Here is a 21,940-nt window from a genome sequence, read left to right as displayed (position 1 = left end):
ATGAAAATAATAAAAGAACATAAAAAAGCAAACGCAATAGTAGCATCCTTACTTGTAACTTTATTAGTGATAACAGTTATATTTAGTATTATGGGTATTTACATTAATAAAATGTATACAATAAAAAGTTTAAATGACTATTACGATAAACAAATAACACAGCAGCTAAAAGAAAATAATAAATCTAAATAATAATTAGGTCCATTCTATTTTCCAAATTGGATTTTAGGATGGACTAAATTATTTGGAAAATATCTTATAAATAGAAAAAAGAAATTATTATTGATGTCTTAAAAGATATATTAATTGTTGCTTTGTTTTATCAAATAGTTTAAAATAGTACTATATTGACAAAAATTGAAACTAAATTTAAAGGAGATATTAATGGGTAAGAAATTATTATTAGGTCTTGTAGGTGCTGGAGCACTAGCAGCAGCTACTGTATTTCATAAAAAAGAAAATCTTAGTTCAGAAGAACGTGCAAAAGTAGAAGAAGCTAAAAAGTATTTAGAAGAAAAAGGATATGTTGTATCAGAAAAATCTAAGTTTCCTGTTGGGAGTTTAAACTTATTTTCTGTTTCTTCATTACCAATGTACTATAAAGCTGCGAAAACAGTAGCTAAATATGTTTTATAGTTATGTTTATACCAGAAAAGAATTATTCATTTTACGAAGATAATCCAAAAGGTAAATTAACTATTAAGAAATTTGTAAAAGAAATGTATTATCGTCTTATGTACGATGAAATATCATTACTTTCTGCAAATTTAAGTTATTATTTTATCTTATCTTTATTCCCGATGCTAATTGTAGCCTTGGCCTTAACGCCTTATTTTAAAATCGACCAACAATTTTTACTAGAGAAGATTCAAAGCTATGCGCCAGGGGACTTAGGTGATTATCTTTTTGATATGATTTCAGAAGTCTTAAATAATAAGAATAACACGATTATCACCGTGGGGATTGTTTTCACACTTTGGTCAGCATCTAGCGGTATTTATGGAATAATTATAGCATTTAATAATGCATTTAGAGTTCGTGATGGAAGAATTTGGATTGTTACTAAAATAATTAGTGTAATTTTAACAGCATTGTTCTTAGTAGGTATGTTTCTTGCATTAGCTTTAATCGTATTTGGAAAACAACTTACATACATCCTATTCCATAAATTCAATCTGGATGAAGGATTCTATAACTTATGGTCGGTAATAAATTATACACTACCATTACTTTTTATATTCTTTGTCTTCATGTTCTTATATACTATGGGACCTAACTTGAAACTAAAAGCTATTAGTATATTGCCAGGAGCGATATTCGCAACATTATCATGGACAATAGTCAGTAAATTATTCGGATACTATATTGATCATTTTTCAAGTTATATTAAAACTTACGGAACAATCGGAGCATTTATGGCATTCATACTTTGGTTATATATTACAGGTTATATACTAATTATCGGTGCAGAAATAAATGCCATCTTCCATAATTATAAAGTAGAACACCGAGTATTTGAAGAAACTCATACAACAGAATAAAGAGGGAGTGACTCAAAAATCGTGATTTCCTAGAAATCGATTTTGTCGAGTCACCCTCGCACAGTTTATTAGATATCAAAAAAGCTTTTATAAAGCGAATTTAGATATCAATAAACCACTGCGTTTATGAGTTTTCATATACACCTTGTTAAAGTTTAGAACTTTTAGGTCAGCCCCTAGTCAATAAGTATTTTATGATATTAGTAGAATCAAATAACAAGCAAGTACAAAATGTGCTTGTTTGTTATTTTTCTTAATTTAGATTGAAAATGTTGAATAATTAATATATGAGTTAATAATCTAAGCAGAAATATATAAAAAGAAAGTGTTTTATAGTATAATTGTAGGTACTTAATTAAGAACATTGATTAAAGATTGAGAGGTTAAAACTATGGAAAAAGAAATATATCTAGCGGGAGGATGTTTCTGGGGAGTGGAAGGTTACTTTGCACAGTTAGATGGAGTAATTGCTACAAAAGTTGGATACAGCAATGGACAAACTGCAGAAACTACTTATCAACAAATTAAAACAACAGACCACGCTGAGGTTATTTACTTAAAATATGATAACTCAGTATTACCACTAAATGATGTACTACGTCACTACTTTAGAATTATTGATCCAGTAAGTATCAATAAACAAGGTGGAGACAGAGGTCGTCAATACAGAACAGGAATTTACTATGTAGACGAAGAAACAAGAGAAGAAGTAGTTAAATTTATCGAGAAACTTCAAAAAAATTATACTAAGAAAATTGCTGTAGAGGTAGAAGCGGTAAACAACTACATTGATGCAGAAGAATATCATCAAAAATACCTTGAAAAGAACCCTACAGGTTATTGCCATGTAGATTTAAGTTTAGCGAAAAAAAGCCTGTAATTTTCAAAATAGGTTTGAAATAATTACTAAAAAAAGGTAAAATATAAGTAAGTATAAATAAAAACAAGGAGTTAGAAAATGACAAACATTTTAATTTTCGGACACAAAAATCCAGATACTGATACAATTTGTTCAAGTATCGTATACAACAACCTAAAAAGAATTCAAGGAATGGATACAGAAGCTGTAAGACTTGGAGAAATCAATGATGAAACTAAATACGCTTTAGAATATTTTAACGTAAGTTTACCACGTTTAGTAGAAGAAGTAGAAGAAGGACAACACGTTATCTTAGTTGACCACAATGAGTTTCAACAATCAGCTAATGGAATTGAGAAAGCTGTTATTCGTGAAGTAATCGATCACCACCGTATTGCAAACTTCGAAACAGCAGCACCATTATATTACCGTGCTGAGCCACTAGGATGTACAGCTACAATCCTTAAAAAAATCTATGAAGAGCAAAATGTTAATATCGATAAACAAATGGCAGGATTAATGTTATCAGCGATTATTTCTGATTCATTATTATTCAAATCTCCAACATGTACTTTACAAGATAAAGTTGCAGCAGAAGAATTAGCAAAAATTGCAGAAGTAGATGCACAAGAATATGGTCTTGCTATGCTTAAAGCAGGAGCATCAACAACTGATAAAACAGCTGAAACTCTAATTTCTTTAGATGCTAAAGAATTCGTTTTAGGAGCAGATAAACTTGTAGTAGCTCAAATTAACACAGTTGATGCTAACGAAGTAGCTGAAAGAAAAGAAGAATTAGTTAAAGCAATTAATGCTGAACTTTCTTCAAAAGGATTAGCAGCATATGTATTTGTAATCACTAATATCTTAACTTCAGATTCAGAAGTATTAGTATTAGGTGAAAAACAAGATAAAGTAGCAGCAGCATTCGGAAAAACTCTAGAAAATGACTTTATGACACTAGAAGGTGTTGTATCTCGTAAAAAACAAGTAGTTCCTCAAATTACAGAAGAGTTTTCTAAATAATTAATAAAAATAAATTTTAAGAAAGTGAGGACAGTGGTTTCTCACTTTCTAATTTATATAAAATAGCAATCGAAAGGAAATATATGGACACATTTAAAGCAATATATTGGCCCTTTTTGAAAAAGATTATTATAAATACTTTAGTTGTAATAGCATTTGCAGGGTTAACACAAGGTAAACTAAAAATTGATCATCCAATATATGGATTTCTAGGTGCATTGCTTATTACAATTTTATTTACACTAATTCGACCGTTATTATTAGTAACAGTAATAATAACAATATTTAGTCTTGGGCTATTTTCATTATTAGTGAGGACGTTATTAGTATATTCAGTATCTTATATATTATCACCACATTTTGAAATAGCATCTTTTTGGACAGCAGTAGGCTTAGTATTAGTGATTAAAATTTTTAATTTTATTTTTAATACTAATGAGAGAACAATAATAATTAAAACATTCAAAAAATAAGTAAAAGGAAAAATAAATATGCCAAAAATTACAACAAGAGAGCTTGCTGAGATATTAAACTTAGAAGTGATAAGTGGAGAAAGAGGGCTTGATAGGTTAATAACAACCGACGAATTATCACGTCCAGCATTACAACTTGCAGGATATTTTTCTCACTATTCACCTAAAAGAATACAAATTCTTGGTACTAGTGAATTATCTTTTTTCAAATTAATTCCAGACATAGAGAAAAAATCAAGAATGCGTATGTTATGTACGCGTGTAACACCGTGTATTATTATTTCACGTGAATTAGAAGCGCCGAAAGAACTGATAGAAGCAGCCAATAAATATGATACGCCGGTATTAAGATGTAGACAAGATACTACTAAATTGATGGGGAATATTTCTAACCATCTTCGAAGAGTATTTGCACCTACAACTTCAATTCACGGAGTATTTATTGAAGTTTACGGTATTGGAGTCCTAATAACAGGAGAGAGTGGAATCGGTAAGAGTGAAATAGCGTTAGAACTTATCAAACGTGGACACCGTCTAGTTGCTGATGATAGAGTAGATATTAGAGAGATAGAAAAAGGATTCTTAATCGGAAGTTGCGAATCTACTTTAATCAAGCATTTATTGGAGATCCGTGGATTAGGAATTATTAATGTAATGACATTATTTGGTACAGGGGCAGTACGTAGTGATAAGAGATTACAGTTAAATATTCACTTAGAAACATGGAATGATCAAAAACAATACGATAGAATTGGTTTAGGTAACGAAAGTAAAGAAATTCTAAATTCAAAAATTGAGAAGAAAACAATACCGGTAAGACCTGGACGAAATGTTGCAATCATTATAGAATCTGCCGCTATGAACTATAGATTAAATCAAATGGGAATCAACACAGCTAAAGATTTTACATCACGATTAGCAGAAGAAATAAAAAGAAATAATATGAATAGTGGGGTGGAATAATATGACATTAGGTTACTTAGATCCGATCGCTTTTCACTTATTTACAAAACCAGTATATTGGTATGGAATTATTATAGCGACTACAGTATTTTTCGCATACTTCCTTGCTGATAGAGAAGCTACAAAAAGAGGATTGAAAAAAGATACAATGTTAGATCTATTGCTAATTGCTTTACCTATAGCATTTATCTTTGCTCGTGCGTACTATGTAATATTCAGATGGGAATTTTATAAAGGCGATTTCGCTAGTATGATAGCCATTTGGGATGGTGGAATAGCGATATATGGTGGTTTAATTGGTGGATTTGTAGTATTATACTTCTTTGCAAGAAGAAGAGGGATAAAAATTATCAAGTTATTAGATATAATAGCGCCAAGTTTGCTAGTAGGACAAATGCTAGGCCGTTGGGGGAACTTTTTCAACCATGAAGCATACGGTGAAGCAGTTAGTCAACAATATCTGCAAGATAGATTTATTCCAAACTTTATTATAGAAAATATGTATATTGATGGAGCTTACCGTCAACCAACATTCCTATATGAAAGTTTATGGTGCTTTATTGCACTTGTAATACTTCTATTAATTAGAAATAAACTAGCTCAAAGTGAAGTTTTCGCTACTTACTTAATCTTATATGGAGTAGAGAGATTTATCGTTGAAGGAATGAGAACAGATTCACTATATCTAGGAAGCTTGAGAGTTTCTCAAGTTCTTTCACTAGTATTTGTAGTAGGAAGTCTGATATACTTAATAGTGCTTAATACAAAATTCAAAGATAAGAAGATTTTGTATAGAGAATCATAAAAGAGAAGGTGGAAAATATGTCAGAAAAAATTTATGACCTAATTATCGTTGGAGCAGGACCAGCAGGTATGACTGCTTCAATCTATGCATCACGTGCGAATATGTCAGTATTGATGCTAGAAAGAAAATATCCAGGTGGACAAATGTTATCAACTGAAGAAATTGAGAACTATACTGGATATGAAATGATTACAGGACCTGAACTATCAGAAAAAATGTTCGAACACTCTAAAAAATTCGGTACAGAATTTGGTTTTGGAAATATAACAGAAGTTGGAGTTAGAGACGGACTTAAATATGTAGTTGCTGGTGAAAAAGAATACGTAGCAAAATCAATAATAATTGCAACAGGATCAGAACACAAAAATCTTGATGTTCCTGGAGAAGAACAGTTTTCAGGAAAAGGTGTAAGTTACTGTGCAGTTTGTGATGGTGCATTCTTTAGGAATAAAGAAGTAGTAGTTATCGGTGGAGGAGATTCAGCTGTAGAAGAAGCTTTATACTTATCTAACCTAGCTGCTAAAGTAACTATCGTTCACAGACGTGATGAACTACGTGCACAAAAAATTCTACAAGATAGAGCATTCGCTAAAGAAAATATCGAATTCGTTTGGGACAGTGTTGCCTACGAAATTAAAGGTGAAAGAAAAGTTTCTTCAATTGAAATAAGAAATGTAAAAACAGGTGAAGAAAGTTCTATTAAAGCTGATGGAGTATTCATCTATGTTGGTATGTTACCACAAACTCAAGATTTCAGAGATTTAGGAATTACTAATGAAGCTGGATATATCCCAACTAATGAAAAATTAGAAACATCAGTACCTGGTATTTTTGCAGCTGGAGATGTACGTGAAAAAGAAATCCGTCAAGTAATCACAGCAGCATCTGATGGAGCTATAGCAGCACAAAGTGCTTATAGCTTTGTAGAAGGTTTAGAATAATAAAGTAAGAAGAGGAACTCTATTGATAGTTTCTCTTCTTTGATTTTTTATAAAAGAAAAAAGAAACCTACTGAGTATTGATAAAAAACTCAGTAGGTAATTTTCTTGCGAAAATAGTTTAATAATTATTTATTGTTGTGCTTTTTAGCCAAGTAAGGCATGATTAATCCTAATGAAAGTAGGACGATTGGTGTTGCGATGTTCATAATTGTTTGGAAAGTACTTTCTGGAGTGTACATACCAGAAATACAAGCAAAAGCTGTTAAGAAGAAACACCAAGCTCCAAGTCCCATACCTACATATTTATTCTTAACAAATTTGTATTCAGATTGGAATTTTTCAGCTGATTTTTTCAAGAAGATATATGCAGCAAATACCCATAGGTAACGTAATGGCATAGTAACAGCGTTAAGCTTAACTAACCATCTAAATAATTCATTTACTTCTTTAATTCCAAACATTGGGATAATTAGTAAGATAGAAACGATAATACCAACAAGTTTTAATCCATTTACGTATACATCGTTTTCGTTCTTAACTAATAATTTCTTAGGAATGTATTTCTCGTCAGCACTACTTAATAACATACGTAGTGGAGCATCAATAGAAATAATAACAACAGAAACTTGTCCGATTAAATCAACGATTGCATAGATAACTAAGAATAAGTTACCAACACCGTAGTAGTTACCTAAAGTTTGGAAAGCATAGTAAGTTCCGTTTGTAAGTAAGTCTTTAGGAATATTATTTGTATCAAACATTAATGCTAGAGCAAAAGTTCCAAGAATCGCAGTTGTACAAACCATAACTACTAGTGCAATCATTCCACGAGGAAAGTCTTTAGAAGGATTTTTCATCTTATTAACATAAGGTGAAATCTTCTCACAACCACCAACCGCAAATACTAAAATCGCGATAGATGTAATATATTTAACATCAAATGTTGGCATGAAAGTATCTAAAGACCAATCGATGTCGAAAGTTTTAGCACCAGTAATAGATGGTGCAGTAATAGCCATAACTACAAATAATAATGACATAACAAACATTGAAGATCCGGCTAACATCGCCATTTTCTTAATTAAGTTTACTCCACGAGTCGCTAAGAATAAAGCAACTAAGAAGATAACTAAAGAAGCGATTTGTAAGTATGTGATATCCATTTTACTAATACGGTTATCACGAAATACAGTCCAACTAAATGCCGCGATAATACGTGATGGTTTTTGAGAAATATAAGGCATGTGAACTACCCACATTGTCCATCCAGTATAATAAGCAAGTAGTTTTCCGTGTGTAGAACTAATCCAAGAACTTACACCACCACCGGCATCTTTAAAAGTAGATCCTAGCTCACCAACGATTAATGAATACGGAATAAAGTAAATTACAAAAATTAGAATCCAAGAAACAATTGATTTTAATCCACCAAATTCAGAGTATCCATTAACGACATTCCCGAATGCCCAAACAGTTGAGAATGCCATGAAGGCTAGGGTGTACCAAAATATTTTTTTTGCATCCCTCTCCATTGAGAACCTCCTAAAATATAAAAAATACTAATAACTGCAAAATTGCATTAATAAAATACTAGCATAGTCTACGTAAATATTCAAGTAAAAATAAAATAAATTAAGCTAAAATTTTTTTATTTGAGAATAAAATACTATTTTATAGAATATCTATAAAACTAAAGTGTTCAATAATTATTCAAATATTCCCGAAAATACTTAAAGTGATAACAATTTGAAATGTAAATTTACATTATGGAAATATATTCATATAATATTGATAATTTAATGTATATCTTAAGTTTACAAAAGATGACAACACTTGAAATACAAAGAAATTTGAATTATAATTAGATGATGGTAAAAGAAAGTTTTAAAAAATAATGAGGAGTGATAAAAGGTTGAGAAAAAAACATAAAACATTAACTAGGTTAATGTTGATAATGACAAGTCTGGTAGTCGTTTCATTATTAGTAACTTCATTTTTTGTTACGGAATATATAAAAAAACGAGAAGATGAGATTATTCGTCAAAAAATATATTCAACTGCAAAGGTAGTAGCTAATGATAAAGGTGTCATAGATGATGTAAAACATCATAGGAGAACCAAGGGAATTCAAGAGTATGCCAATAGGGTATTGGAAGAAACAGGAACCGACTTTGTAGTTATCACGGATGATACTTTTACAAGATATAGTCATCCAATAAGTGAATTTGTCGGTGAAAAATTTTCTAATATACCAGACATTAGTTCGACATTCGATTCTGGAGATCACTATAGTAAGCAAAGTGGTGTTTTAGGAGATGGACTTAGATTTTTCACAACAATTAAAGATGAGAACGGTGAAAATATTGGTGTTGTGTGTGTAGGATATACTAAAGAAACAGTAAAAAAACAAGTATTACACTCACAAGAAAAAATATTATTTGCATTATTGATAGGTATTGCAGTTGCAATTACGTTAGCAGTAGTGTATAATAGACGACTTAAACGTATATTGCTAAACTATGAACCAGAAGAAATTGCATACAATTATATTGAGAAAAATCTTATATCCGATCATGTTTCCGAAGGAATTATTGCGATAAATATAGATAAGAAAGTTATCGTTAAGAATAGTAGCGCTAACCAAATATTGGATAAAGCAGGGTATACTAAAGTTAAAAAAGGTAAGAAGATTCCTGATCAGATGTATGAAATTTTCTTCAAGAGTATAATTGAAGAAAATCTTCAAAGTAGAGATGAAGTGATAGTTCTAAATCACATCGAAGTTCTAGTTAATAGAAATGCAATCTATCAAAATGGTAAGTTATATGGTGCTGTAGTTACACTACGTGACCAAAGTGAAATGAAAAAATTAATCACAGAATTAAGTGGTACAGAAAAATATAATGATAGCCTTCGAGAACAGAGTCATCACTTTATGAATAAATTGCATGTACTGCATGGTTTAATTGAGATGAAGTCTTATGATGAAGTTGAAAAATTTATCACTTATCTAAAAGATGACTATCATGATAAAATCGGATATATATCTGAAAGTATTAAAGTACCAGCGATAGCAGGTTTTTTACTTGCAAAAGTTAGAGAAGCTAAACAAAAAAATATATCGTTATTAATTGATCCAGATTCAATGATTCTAAATCAAGAAGGTTTAGATGAACTCTTTAATGAACTTTTAATTATTCTAGGAGTACTTATAGATAACTCAATGGAATCTATAGGGGAAAAAGAAGATGGAAAAATTGTTGTTTACTTATACTTAAATACAGATGAAAATATACTATTATGTAATGTGTATGATAATGGCTGTGGAATTAGTAAGGATACACTGGAGAATGTATTTGAAAGAGGATATTCAACTAAAGGAGAAAACAGAGGATACGGATTAAATGCCGTTGACACAATTGTGAAAAAATATAATGGTTTAATAGACGTGGAAAGCGAAGTAGGCAAAACAAAATTTACAATAGAGATACCAATCGAGGAGGAATAATAAGTGAGAGTACTAATAATAGAAGACGATCCAATGGTAGCGATGATACATACAGAGTATTTTAAAAAGAAAGAACTAACTGATGACTTAAGTCATGTTACATCAATAGAAGCTGCGAGAGAATATTTAGAAAATAATGATGTTGATTTAATAGTTTTAGACAACTATTTAATCGATGGACAAGGAATTGAATATTTACCAGAATTAAAAGGATATCCAATCATTATGATAACAGCAGCGAATGATGTTCAAACAGTAGAAGCTGCATTATCTAATGGAGTAGTAGACTACTTAGTAAAACCATTTACTTATGAAAGATTTTCACAAGCTATTGATAAAGTTCAAGACTATGTGAAATTATTATCAAAAGAAAAAATTAATCAGGATTTAATAGATGATTACTTAAATTCTGGAAGAGTAGAGGAAGAGGAAGATAGTTTACCTAAAGGACTTTCAAAAATTACTTTGAAAAAAGTTTTAGAAGCTATCCAACAACACAATGGTGGATTTACAACTCAACAAATTGCTGATAAATTAGATATTTCTAGAATAACAATTAGAAAATATTTAAATCACCTAGTTAATATAAATATACTAAGTGAAGATGCTGAATACTATACATCTGGAAGACCTGTATCAGTATTTACAGTTGAATCTGAAAGTAAATTGGAAAAATTATTATAATAAGGTATTATCAAAATCGCATAATAATCTATAATTTGTAATAAACAGAAAAAAACCTTCAAAACTTTAATTGTTTTGAAGGTTTTTTTCAATATACTAAAATTAAAAGAAGATATTAATCATTAATTTTTTATGTACCATTTTTATACTTATTAGTGTTTTTATACTCTTCTATTATCCTATTAATTTTATCCATATCTTCTTTTTTAAAAGTTTCTTGGATTTCTTTATAAGTTAAAGTTTTTATAACTTTCAGTTTATGATTAGTTGAAGAATAATCAGGTATTTTTATTTCGATACCATCAGACTTTTTATCTACAATAACAACGGTTGCTTTACTACCAAAATCAGAAGTAATAGTATCATCATTACCACGAATAGAGAATGTAGTATCATATTTTAAAGTTCCTACTTGAGGATCAGTACCACCAGCAATAACAGCACGTCCTATTAAAGCAAGTTGTAAATTATTGTATTCAGGTGTCTTAGTGAATTGTTCACCATCTTTTTTCTCTTCACCTTGATTGTTCTTTTTGCTGTTATAATTATAGAGTGATTTAAGTTCAATTTTTGATAAGTCTATTTTATCATTAGATAGAGGATACTTGTTAAAGAACTCTTCTTTAGAAGTGAAGTCCTCTTTAGTAACTATATCTTTATACTTGCCTTTAAGGTCATGATATTTTCCAAAGTCAATATCATGAGTTATTTCATATCTGATTCCATTATCTTTTATTTTATATGTGGTAATTCTATCAGTAAAATTTTCATTTTCATTAACGACCATAGTTTTATCTTTATAAAAAGTTGCTACAGGTTGACTACTCCTTGAATTAGTTTTGTATAGTACGTTAAGCTTATTCTGTTTATCAATATTGTAGATAGCTATAGGACTTGCTAAATTACTATTTTCGTAAATTAACATCTCGTCTTGGCCATCTTTATCCATATCAAAGTACGTAAATTTTAGATAATCCTTATTTTTACCTGAAGAATTATACCGTTCAATAGCATAGTTATTAAGTTCGTAATCAAACTTAGTTTCACCAGTATCCATTGCTTCTTTATATTTTTTTATTATAGGCGAATACAATTCATCATCTTTTGAAATTTTACTATAAGAATTGTAAAAATAGAATCCACCACCAAGAAGGACAATACCAAGAATACTTGCGATTATTGGAATTAATTTTGAGCGTTTCTTCTTAAGTGGAATATTATTAATATTATACCCTTTAATATTATTTTGATTATTATTTTTATTCATAAAACTCTCCTAAAAATATCTTTTATAAATATTATAAAATAAAAGTTAATAATTTTAAAGAAAAAATAAAAACTCCTAACATCTTATGTGAATAAGAAATTAAGAGTTTTATTATCTTATTTTGTAACTACGAATGAATACCATCCGTTATCAGAAGTTTCTTCAACAAGTTTGAAACCACGTTCTAACATTTTTTCAAGAAGTTCGTCTTTCTTCTCTTCGATAATACCAGAAGTGATGTAGTAACCACCATCTTCTAATAAGTTATATGCATCATCAATCATAAGCTCGATGATGTGAGCAAGAATGTTCGCCACGATAATGTTATATTTTTTAGTTTCTTTTGTAAGAAGACTAGCTTGATCAACTTCGATTCTTTTCTCAAGATTATTTAATGCGAAGTTCTCAAACGAAACATCAACAGCAAGCTTATCTAAGTCAACAGCCTTAATATTACCATCAGTTAAATAACTAGCCGCGATACTTAAAATACCACTACCACAACCAACATCGATAACATTATCAGTTCTTTGAACATATTTTTCAAGGTTTTTAATACATAGAGAAGTAGTCTCATGACCACCAGTACCGAAAGCCATACCTGGATCAATATTTATAATATATTTATCTTCAGTATTTTCATATTCACGCCATGTAGGTACAATAACGAATTTTTCACCAATATTAAGAATATCGAAATAATCTTTCCAAGAATTTTCCCAGTCACTATCTTGAATAATAGTAGTTTCAATCTTGAAGAAATCTCCAATGTTGATATTTTCACCTAAAGCAAGAAGCTCAGCTTCAAAACGCTTGAAAGTTTCTTCATCAAAATTTAGCTCATTAATGTATCCTTTAACGATAACTCCGACTTCAGGATAATCAGCAGGACTAAGCTCAACGATAGTACCGAAATCATCATGTAAGTTCTCCTCAAGAGTAGTAGGATCTTCGATAGCAACCCCAGTTGAACCATAATCAAGAAGAATAGACTCAACTATTTCACTAGCTTCATTAGTCGTATGAATTGTAATTTCAACCCAATTTTCCATTGTATACCTCACAAATATTTTATTTTTACATATTAACTAGAGCATTCTAGTAATCTACATACCTACACATATTATACTATTTTCAATATTTAAGCAACTAAAAAGGTGAGGTAGTCGTTAATATTTCGTGTGTAGAATAAACGAAGAAATATCTACGAATAGCGTTCGCAACAGAAACACTAATCTTAACGAACAAAGAGAGAAAAAGATTAGATGTTTCCACTGTGAGAGTCCAAATAGGAATATTGAGAGTATCCAGAAATGGGTGCTTATTTTAGAAAGAAATAGTGTAAAAATTATTAAAAATATTGAGGTGTTATTTGAAATAATCAGTTTTCATACAAATAAAAAGTGTGAATCTCATTCATACGAATTATACAAAATCCTTGACAATAACGGTCGTTTAGTATAATATAGACTAAGTAAACCGTAATATAAAATATTAGTAAAGAGACTTTTATTTCATGTTTTTTTAGAAGAGAGTTTAATCCAGAGGCTGAAAGATTAAATAATAATGATTGAAATAAGCAACACTCTTTATAAAACCGAATATAAATTGAAAGGTATCAGGAAACTGATATGAATTCGGGTGGCACCACGAAACTAGTAATCGTCCCATGTAGTTAAATAACTATATGGGGCGTTTTTTTATTTCAAATTATAAGAGGTTTTACTAATATTAGAAGTTAAAATTGATAAAATATGGAGGCACTTATGACAACAATTACGAAAGAACAAGTAGCTCACATCGCTCATCTTTCTAGATTAGAAATCCAAGAAAGTGAAGTAGATGGGTACATCGAAAAATTAGAAAAAGTTGTAGATTTATTCAATATAATCAACAGCGCACCAACAGAAAATGTAAAACCAACTTATCACGTTCTAGACTTAGTTAATGTATTTAGAGAAGACGTAGCTCATGATGGAATGGATAGAGAAGAAGTTCTTAAAAACTCTAAAGAAACTGAAGCAGGACAATTCAAAGTACCTACTATTATTGAATAAAATAAGGAGATAATTTAATGAGTTTATTACATGAATCAATTGAAAGTTTAGAACTTAAACTTAAAAATAAAGAAATTAAACCAAGTGATTTAGTAAAAGAATCACTAGACAGAATTAAAGCTACTGATGAAAAAGTAGGTTCATTCATTACAGTAACTGAAGAAGTAGCATTAAAACAAGCTGAAGCTTTAGACCGTGCTCAAGAAGAAGGTCGCGTTGAAGGTAAATTATTCGGTATCCCAATGGGAATCAAAGATAACATTGTTACAAAAGACATTCAAACAACTTGTGCATCAAAAATCTTAGAAGGATTCAATCCAATTTACGATGCAACAGTAATGAACAAACTTAACAAAGAAAACCCAATTCTTTTAGGGAAATTAAACATGGACGAGTTTGCAATGGGTGGTTCTACAGAAACATCTTACTACAAACTTACTCGTAACCCTTATGATTTAGATGCAGTACCAGGAGGTTCAAGTGGTGGTTCAGCTACAGCAGTAGCAGCAGGACAAGTTAGCTTCACTCTAGGAAGTGATACTGGTGGTTCTGTACGTCAACCAGCTTCTTACTGTGGTGTAGTTGGATTAAAACCAACTTACGGACGTGTATCTCGTTTTGGATTAGTAGCATTCGCTTCATCATTAGACCAAATCGGACCAATGACTCGTACAGTTAAAGATAACGCTCGTGTATTAGAAATCATCTCAGGTTTAGATGCTAACGATATGACTAGTGCACCTGTAGAAGTACCAGAATTCAGCAAAATCATTACTGGAGACATCAAAGGTAAGAAAATCGCTCTTCCTAAAGAATACTTCGGTGCTGGAATTGACGAAGAAGTTAAACAAGCAGTACTTGAAGGTGTTAAATACTTAGAAAGCCAAGGAGCTATCGTAGAAGAAGTAAGTCTTCCAAACACAGACTACGCTATCTCAACTTACTACATTATCGCTTCTGCTGAAGCAAGTTCAAACCTTTCTCGTTTCGATGGTATTCGTTATGGATATAGAAGTCCAAACGCAACAAACCTTGAAGAAATCTACAAAAAAACACGTGGAGAAGGATTTGGTGCTGAGGTTAAACGCCGTATCATGTTAGGAACATACGTATTATCTTCAGGATACTACGATGCATACTACAAAAAAGCACAACAAGTTCGTACATTAATTAAACAAGACTTTGATAAAGTATTCGAAGAATACGATGTAATCATTGGACCAACTGCTCCAACAGTAGCATTCAACATTGGAGAAGAAGTAGGAGATCCAATTAAAATCTACGCTAACGATATCTTAACAATCCCAGTAAACATGGCTGGATTACCAGGTATCAGTATTCCATGTGGATTCAAAGGTAACCGTCCAATCGGTATGCAAATTATTGCTAAACCATTTGCAGAATCTACACTATACGATGTAGCGTACAACTTCGAACAACACTACAACTTACACGATAAAAAAATAGAATTATAATAGGAGAAACAAGATGCATTTTGAAACAGTAATTGGACTAGAAGTCCATGTAGAATTAAAAACAGATTCAAAAATATTCTCACCATCTCCAGCTCACTTTGGTGCAGAACCAAACACTAACACAAACGTTATCGACTTAGGATACCCAGGGGTACTTCCAGTAGTAAACAAAAGAGCGGTAGAATGGGGAATGAAAGCAGCAATGGCGCTTAACATGACAGTAGCTCGCGAGTCAAAATTCGATAGAAAAAACTACTTCTATCCAGATAACCCGAAAGCATACCAAATCTCACAATTTGACCAACCAATCGGGGAAAACGGATGGATCGATATCGAAGTAAACGGAGAAACTAAACGTATCGGTATTACACGTGCTCACCTTGAAGAAGATGCGGGTAAATTAACTCACAAAAATGGTTACTCACTAGTTGACCTTAACCGTCAAGGGACACCACTTATCGAAATCGTATCTGAGCCAGATATCAGAACTCCAGAAGAAGCATATGCTTACTTAGAAAAATTACGTTCAATCATTCAATACATTGAAGTATCTGACGTTAAGATGGAAGAAGGATCAATGCGTTGTGACGCGAATATCTCAATCCGTCCATACGGTCAAGATGAATTCGGTACAAAAACTGAGCTTAAAAACTTAAACTCATTCACTTTCGTTAAAAAAGGTTTAGAGTACGAAGAAAAACGTCAAGAACAAGTTATCCTTTCAGGTGGAGTAATCAACCAAGAAACACGTCGTTTCGATGAAACAACAGGAACAACTAAACTTATGCGTGTTAAAGAAGGTTCAGACGATTACCGTTACTTCCCAGAGCCAGATATCGTGCCTATGATCATCTCTGATGAATGGATGGAAGAAGTAAGAAAAACTATTCCAGAACTTCCAGATGCTCGTCAAAGAAGATACCAAGAAGAACTTGGATTACCAGCATACGATGCACACGTTCTTACATTAACTAAAGAAATGTCAGACATGTTCGAACAAACAGTTGCTTTAGGAGCAGATCCAAAATTAGCTTCTAACTACTTAATGGTAGATGTGAATGCATACTTAAATAAAGTTCAACAAGAACTTAAAGACACAGCATTAACTGCAGAAGGTTTAGCGGGAATGATTAAATTAATCACTGATGGAACAATCTCAAGTAAAATCGCTAAAAAAGTATTCGCAGAACTTATTGAACACGGTGGAGATGCTGCACAAATCGTTAAAGAAAAAGGTCTTGTACAAGTATCAGATAGTGGACAATTATTAGCTTGGGTAAACGAAGCATTAGATAACAATCCAAAATCTATCGAAGACTACAAAAACGGTCGTGACCGTGCGATTGGTTTCTTAGTAGGTCAAATCATGAAAGCCTCAAAAGGACAAGCCAACCCACAAATGATCAACAAAATGTTATTAGAAGAAATCGCAAAACGATAATAACGAAAATAATAAATTAACTCGAAGCAAGGAGAAATCTTTGTTTCGAGTTTTTGTTGTATTTGGCGACTTAAATATAAAGGCTCTTTGTCAAATTCGGGGCATGGAGAAAAACAGGAAATGAGATCTAGGCAGCATTTTGCTGCTTAGATTTTTTCTTATTTTCTTTAAGTTTGACATTATTTTTATACTCAGAAACAAATAATCTAGACATAATTAAAATGCGTAATCTGAAATTACTAAAGCTAGAATATCCATAAGATACTCTCTTTAGTAGTTTTATTTTATTATTAAATCCTTCTAATGGACCGTTAGAATACTCATATTTAACAGCGTTAAGCATATACTCTTTGTGTTTTTTCATTGTATTTATAGCTTTATATACACCTTTAGATAAGCCTCTAGTATCCATATCTATATACTTCTCTAATTCTACAGAATCTTTAGCCTTAATAGCTTCTCTTATCTCATGTACTCTCTCATAGCTAGCTGTAAATTCAGCATCTATGGCTAATATATAATCTAATACTTCTTTTCTAGTTACATAGCGTTTAAAGCTTCTAGAATAGAATGTTTTTGTTGAATTTACTTTATCTCTATCTTCTAATATTACTTTCCAAAAGTTCTTTAGAATAGTGTAAGTAGAGCCTTTTTTATTTTTATATTGATTCATTAGTTTTACTCTAGCTTTGTTTAATTCTCTATTAATATTTTGAACCATGTGAAATTTATCTATTATTATTTCAGCGTTAGGGAACATCTCTCTAATCATATTCATATAAGGAGGATAAATATCTATACAGATCGTCTTCACTTTCTTTCGTACTTTTCTTGGATATCTCATAAAGTATTGTTTTAATATATGTTGTGTTCTTCCATCTACAATATCTATAAAGTCATGTGTTTTAGCATCTAAGAATACGAAACTCATTCCATTTTTACTATCTTTAGTTGATTTTATCTCATCAAAACATAGGTGTTCTGGTAAGTTTGAATGAGTCTTAACTTCTACAGCTTCTCTGCATGATTTCATTACTCTTACTACTGTAGATACTGATACATTACTTAATTCAGCTATATCTTTAAAAGATAATGTTTTAGATAGATTCTTCATAATATAAAATATAAGATTTTTAGATATACTGCAGTGTTTTTGTACAAATGATGTTTCTGCACAAAACTTAGAATTACACTCTCTACATTTGAAACGTTGTTTCTTTAACCTAAGGTATGCAGGGCATTCTGACATCTTTAATAAAGCTACTTTTAAAGGATCGCCGAATCCATTTTTAACTATATTATTTCCTTCTTTCATACAACCGCAGTTTGTACAACACTTTGGATTGTATGATAAAGTCCCATGAAATACGAATGTATCTTGACCATCTACATTGATTAAATCAAGTTTATCCTCAATAGTTATATTTTGGTCTTTTATTAATAGTAAATTTGTGATAAAATTATTCATGACAAATATCCTTTCTTAGTTAATTATTTTTGTACACCTTAATTATATTGGATATTTGTCTTTTTGCATATAAAAATTGAAATCCGGGGCTGGAATTTTTCCATGCCCCGGATTTAGTATACAACCAATATAAATAGAGCAGGAATTAGTTGGAAAATTAGATTTTAATATAAAAAAAGTGCGAATGTCGGGAAATAAAACTGGACATTTCCCAAAAAAAGTGGACATTGAAGAGTAAGACTGGACTTTCGTGGTAAAAAAATTGGACATTGGGGAACGAAACTGGCCTTTAGTAGATAAAAAATTGGACATTGGAGAGTGAGATTGGATTTTCGTGGTTAAAAAAGTGGACATTAGGGAATGAAAATGGACTTTCGTGAAAAAAAGTGGACATTAGGGAATAAGATTGGACTTTAGTAGCTAGAAGTTTAGTTAATTGAGAATATTCAATCAATGCAGAATATATTTTGAGAAATGGAAGTAATATTATTGACATACGTATAAATACGTAGTATAGTTAAAGTGTCAGGAGGTTTAATATTATGCCGATGACACAAGAAGAGATGGTTAAACTGTTGAAAAGGTACGGTTTTACTTTATGTAAAGGCGGAAAGGGATCTCATATAAAAATGAACAGACCTGGACAGAAAAGACCAATCATTATCCCAAAAGGTGAATTGAATAAATTCACAGAGAAGGGAATATTAAAGGATGCTGGATTATTATAGTCCAGCTCCGAATTAATGAGGTGATATAATGTTAGTAAGTTATCCAGCTATTTTCTATTTTAATAAAGAAAATGAAGAGAAAGAAATTTATAATGTATATTTTCCAGATTTAGAAGGAAGTGGGACACAGGGAGCAGGTATAGCAGAATCAATGAGTATGGCATCAGATTATTTGGGATTAGCTCTTAGTGATTATTTAGAAGATGGAGAAAGATTGCCTAAATCGAGTAATATAAATGAGTTGTCAATAGAAGATGATTTTCCTTTTAAAGATGATCTAGAGATGAAGGATTATTATGTTCTTAATAAATCATTTGTTTCAATGGTTGTAGTTGATTTGAGAGAATATTTAGATAGTAGCACGTTAATAAAAAAAACATTGTCTATTCCTAAATGGGCAAATGATGTTGCAGTAAAATACAATATTAATTTTTCACAATTATTAACGAATGCTATAGCAGAAGAAACTATTAAGTATAAGTAGAAAATATGCGATTTTAATTTTTGAAATGTTTTACAATTTAAATTAAAATAATAGTTTTAAATGTTGAGAATAATATAAAATTAAGATGTACCCAAAAATAATAAATTTGAGTACATCTTTTTTATATTTAATTTTTACTATTTACTCTTCACAAACTCAACAATTTTATTAATAGCAATATCTGCTTCTGGTATTGGGAAGGCAGGGTATACATGGTTTAAGTTTTTACCGATTTCGAATTCAGTCTTAACATTTGCTTCACGAAGTTTTTCAGCTAATAATGCTATGTCAGGATATAATAATTCACGAGTTCCTGAGAATAATAATACTTCAGGTAAACCTTTCATATCACCGTACAATGGAGAAACCTTCCAATCAGATAAGTCTGCATCACCAGCCCAAGATTTAGCATCAGCTAGCAAAGTATCTACGTGTAGTAGAGGATCTTTTTTTATATATTTTTTAATATCAGGATTTGACATAGTTAGATCAACCCATGGACTTAGTAGAATAAGCCCCTTAGGTAGTTTAATGTTATTTTGAACAAAATCTTGAACTAATCCTAGAGCTAAGCCTCCACCAGCACTATCTCCCATAATATAGACATCTCTATCTGGATTTTTAGTAATGTAATCTATATATAATTTTGTTAGAAGTTCATAGCTATCTTTATAAGTATAGAATGGAGCTAATCCGTAATCAGGAATAACAACCTCAGCATCAGCTTCTTGCGCTATCTTATCAGCCATTGCCCATTGAATATCTACGAATTCATGAACGTAAGAACCACCATGAATATAGAAAATAGTGGAGTTAGAGCCATTGACACTATTTAAATGCCAAACCTGTCTATCAGAAACAATTCGAGTATAAAATTTAGATTTAGTATCGAATTCATATACATTTACAGTTTCTTCGTTCTTGTCTTCTTTTTGTTTTTCTAGTCTCTTAGTTTCATCGATATCTCTTAGTTTCTTATATTTATTACCAAGATATAACTCGATTAGACCAGCCTTTGCACTACGATTATATCGTAATTTTTGATACCCAGCATAGCTACCTATTAATGCAGGTAATGTTGCAGCAATTGAAGCTACTGAAACAACTTTTTTATTAAATTTTCCCATTTTGATCTCCTCTTATTTACATAAATATAAGTGTTTTATTTATTTACAATTATAGTTTATCAGAAAATAAAGTGATTGTAAAAATAAAAATCTGAAAAAAAGATATAAGGAAAAAAGGAAACTTGGAAGTGAACTTCCAATTAAGGGTAAAAAAGGCTAAAGTTGGAAGTGAACTTTTAATTAAGGGTAAAAAAGGCTAAAGTTGGAAGTGAACTTTTAATTAAGGGTAAAAAAGGCTAAAGTTGGAAGTCAGCTTCCAATTAAGGGTAAAAATATAGAAAGTTGGAAGTCTACTTCCAATAAAAATTTAGTTCCTTGAAAGATTAATAAAATATATATAATTTTAAAAAACAGGAGCACCTTAAAGGCATATCTGTTAAGGTACTCCTAAAAGCTTTATTATTAGTTAATACTATCTAATTAAATAGTAGTTTGTGATATATGCATTCACGATATCACGTAGTTGTTCATCTGATAATCGTCTTAATGCTGGGAAGGCGATTGTAGATAATTCTACTAGGTTATCAATATTTTTTTCTGTGAACTCTTCTTGATCAATCTCTTCAGTATTATTAGAAAATAGAATGAATAATTTACTAGCTTCATCATCTGTAAGACCTCTATTTTCACATGCTAGATAAAATGAAGGTTCTTCGTTGAATCTATCTTTAATGTATTCATTAATCTCATATACAGCAGATTTAATAGTGAAGTGACTAGAGATAAAATCAGGACTTTCAACGTATTTTGTTTGTTTTACTTCAAAAGGTATACCACCTTCATTAACAGCTTTTGTAAGGAACATGCTAATAGCAGTTTCCAAATTTAATCCAAGACTAAAGAACAAATCCTCAGCCTCATATTTTAATTCATCATCAATAGTTAAAACAATTTTTGATTCGCTCATAATATACTCTCCTTATTTAATACATTAATTTTAACGTAGAATGATTAATTTTTCAAGAGAGCTTTATACGAAAAAGTTAAATTCAAGGACATTTATAAGAATAGAAGAAAAGTTATAATGAGTTATAAGAAATACTATTAAATATGTTATAATAGAGTGTAAGAAAATTAGGATTGAGAGGATCTT

22 protein-coding genes are annotated in these 21,940 nt (G+C 30.8%); 16 read left to right on the top strand and 6 right to left on the bottom strand.

The genetic code is table 11. From position 1 onward, the window contains the following. From O3801_RS01105 to trxB, 9 genes are all read left to right on the top strand, one after another. Entirely contained in the window at positions 1-192 is a 192-nt protein-coding gene (locus O3801_RS01105) for a hypothetical protein (RefSeq protein ID WP_371453684.1), read from the top strand. Between the two features lie 192 nt (positions 193-384). Next, on the top strand, positions 385-636 hold the full coding sequence (locus O3801_RS01100; RefSeq protein ID WP_371453683.1) for a hypothetical protein: 252 nt from the start codon (positions 385-387) through the stop codon (positions 634-636). Between the two features lie 2 nt (positions 637-638). Then, entirely contained in the window at positions 639-1,541 is a 903-nt protein-coding gene (locus O3801_RS01095) for a YihY/virulence factor BrkB family protein (protein ID WP_371453682.1), read from the top strand. 391 nt (positions 1,542-1,932) lie between these two features. Then, the gene (gene msrA, locus O3801_RS01090; RefSeq protein WP_371453681.1) at positions 1,933-2,421 is read left to right on the top strand and encodes a peptide-methionine (S)-S-oxide reductase MsrA; all 489 of its coding nucleotides are present in this window, start codon (positions 1,933-1,935) and stop codon (positions 2,419-2,421) included. A gap of 78 nt (positions 2,422-2,499) precedes the next feature. Further along, complete coding sequence (locus O3801_RS01085) at positions 2,500-3,426, top strand: manganese-dependent inorganic pyrophosphatase (protein ID WP_371453678.1); 927 nt, start codon at positions 2,500-2,502, stop codon at positions 3,424-3,426. Positions 3,427-3,542: 116 nt separating this feature from the next. Continuing rightward, complete coding sequence (locus O3801_RS01080) at positions 3,543-3,899, top strand: phage holin family protein (RefSeq protein ID WP_304096497.1); 357 nt, start codon at positions 3,543-3,545, stop codon at positions 3,897-3,899. An 18-nt stretch (positions 3,900-3,917) separates the two neighbouring features. Next, positions 3,918-4,862 (top strand): HPr(Ser) kinase/phosphatase, encoded by a 945-nt coding sequence (gene hprK, locus O3801_RS01075; RefSeq protein WP_371453675.1) that lies wholly within the window; start codon positions 3,918-3,920, stop codon positions 4,860-4,862. A gap of 1 nt (position 4,863) precedes the next feature. Further along, positions 4,864-5,667 carry a prolipoprotein diacylglyceryl transferase gene (gene lgt, locus O3801_RS01070; RefSeq protein WP_371453672.1) on the top strand — a complete coding sequence of 268 codons (804 nt, stop codon included), beginning with the start codon at positions 4,864-4,866 and terminating at the stop codon, positions 5,665-5,667. A gap of 17 nt (positions 5,668-5,684) precedes the next feature. After that, positions 5,685-6,608 carry a thioredoxin-disulfide reductase gene (gene trxB / locus O3801_RS01065; RefSeq protein WP_003145546.1) on the top strand — a complete coding sequence of 308 codons (924 nt, stop codon included), beginning with the start codon at positions 5,685-5,687 and terminating at the stop codon, positions 6,606-6,608. A gap of 125 nt (positions 6,609-6,733) precedes the next feature. On the opposite strand, the gene O3801_RS01060 is transcribed toward trxB, so the two are convergent. Then, positions 6,734-8,140: an APC family permease gene (locus tag O3801_RS01060; RefSeq protein ID WP_371453670.1), complete on the bottom strand. Its 1,407-nt coding sequence runs from the start codon at positions 8,138-8,140 to the stop codon at positions 6,734-6,736. A gap of 380 nt (positions 8,141-8,520) precedes the next feature. Here O3801_RS01060 and O3801_RS01055 point away from each other — a divergent pair, with 380 nt between their 5' ends. Then, positions 8,521-10,116 (top strand): ATP-binding protein, encoded by a 1,596-nt coding sequence (locus tag O3801_RS01055; protein WP_371453668.1) that lies wholly within the window; start codon positions 8,521-8,523, stop codon positions 10,114-10,116. Positions 10,117-10,119: 3 nt separating this feature from the next. Continuing rightward, positions 10,120-10,800 carry a response regulator gene (locus O3801_RS01050; RefSeq protein WP_371453666.1) on the top strand — a complete coding sequence of 227 codons (681 nt, stop codon included), beginning with the start codon at positions 10,120-10,122 and terminating at the stop codon, positions 10,798-10,800. Between the two features lie 130 nt (positions 10,801-10,930). Here the strand turns inward: O3801_RS01050 and O3801_RS01045 are convergent, their stop codons facing one another. Beyond that, a complete protein-coding gene (locus tag O3801_RS01045; RefSeq protein ID WP_371453664.1) occupies positions 10,931-12,067 on the bottom strand; it encodes a hypothetical protein in 1,137 nt (378 codons plus the stop codon). A gap of 116 nt (positions 12,068-12,183) precedes the next feature. Further along, the gene (gene prmA / locus O3801_RS01040) at positions 12,184-13,119 is read right to left on the bottom strand and encodes a 50S ribosomal protein L11 methyltransferase (RefSeq protein ID WP_371453661.1); all 936 of its coding nucleotides are present in this window, start codon (positions 13,117-13,119) and stop codon (positions 12,184-12,186) included. Positions 13,120-13,833: 714 nt separating this feature from the next. On the opposite strand from prmA, the gene gatC reads away from it, so the two are divergent. Genes gatC through gatB form a run of 3 tightly spaced genes read left to right on the top strand, consistent with a single transcriptional unit; the run spans position 13,834 to position 17,040 of the window. Then, on the top strand, positions 13,834-14,124 hold the full coding sequence (gatC, locus tag O3801_RS01035; RefSeq protein WP_371453659.1) for an Asp-tRNA(Asn)/Glu-tRNA(Gln) amidotransferase subunit GatC: 291 nt from the start codon (positions 13,834-13,836) through the stop codon (positions 14,122-14,124). Positions 14,125-14,141: 17 nt separating this feature from the next. After that, on the top strand, positions 14,142-15,599 hold the full coding sequence (gatA, locus tag O3801_RS01030; RefSeq protein ID WP_371453656.1) for an Asp-tRNA(Asn)/Glu-tRNA(Gln) amidotransferase subunit GatA: 1,458 nt from the start codon (positions 14,142-14,144) through the stop codon (positions 15,597-15,599). A gap of 13 nt (positions 15,600-15,612) precedes the next feature. Next, the gene (gene gatB, locus O3801_RS01025) at positions 15,613-17,040 is read left to right on the top strand and encodes an Asp-tRNA(Asn)/Glu-tRNA(Gln) amidotransferase subunit GatB (RefSeq protein ID WP_274459084.1); all 1,428 of its coding nucleotides are present in this window, start codon (positions 15,613-15,615) and stop codon (positions 17,038-17,040) included. A 127-nt stretch (positions 17,041-17,167) separates the two neighbouring features. Here gatB and O3801_RS01020 read toward each other — a convergent pair whose 3' ends face one another. After that, on the bottom strand, positions 17,168-18,508 hold the full coding sequence (locus O3801_RS01020) for an ISL3 family transposase (RefSeq protein ID WP_371453654.1): 1,341 nt from the start codon (positions 18,506-18,508) through the stop codon (positions 17,168-17,170). Positions 18,509-19,050: 542 nt separating this feature from the next. Between O3801_RS01020 and O3801_RS01015 the strand changes: the two genes are divergently transcribed. Continuing rightward, positions 19,051-19,236, top strand: coding sequence for a type II toxin-antitoxin system HicA family toxin (locus tag O3801_RS01015; protein ID WP_371453651.1), 186 nt, complete (start codon positions 19,051-19,053; stop codon positions 19,234-19,236). Positions 19,237-19,264: 28 nt separating this feature from the next. After that, positions 19,265-19,720: a type II toxin-antitoxin system HicB family antitoxin gene (locus tag O3801_RS01010; protein WP_371453650.1), complete on the top strand. Its 456-nt coding sequence runs from the start codon at positions 19,265-19,267 to the stop codon at positions 19,718-19,720. Positions 19,721-19,857: 137 nt separating this feature from the next. Here the strand turns inward: O3801_RS01010 and O3801_RS01005 are convergent, their stop codons facing one another. Both O3801_RS01005 and O3801_RS01000 read right to left on the bottom strand, forming a co-directional pair. Beyond that, on the bottom strand, positions 19,858-20,847 hold the full coding sequence (locus tag O3801_RS01005; protein ID WP_371453648.1) for an alpha/beta hydrolase fold domain-containing protein: 990 nt from the start codon (positions 20,845-20,847) through the stop codon (positions 19,858-19,860). Between the two features lie 412 nt (positions 20,848-21,259). Next, positions 21,260-21,754 carry a type II toxin-antitoxin system RelB/DinJ family antitoxin gene (locus O3801_RS01000; protein WP_371453645.1) on the bottom strand — a complete coding sequence of 165 codons (495 nt, stop codon included), beginning with the start codon at positions 21,752-21,754 and terminating at the stop codon, positions 21,260-21,262. Positions 21,755-21,940 lie beyond the last annotated feature (186 nt).

Source organism: Gemella sp. 27098_8_149 (genome assembly GCF_041433745.1).
Lineage (GTDB): Bacteria > Bacillota > Bacilli > Staphylococcales > Gemellaceae > Gemella.
This window is presented reverse-complemented; position numbering and strand designations above follow the sequence as displayed.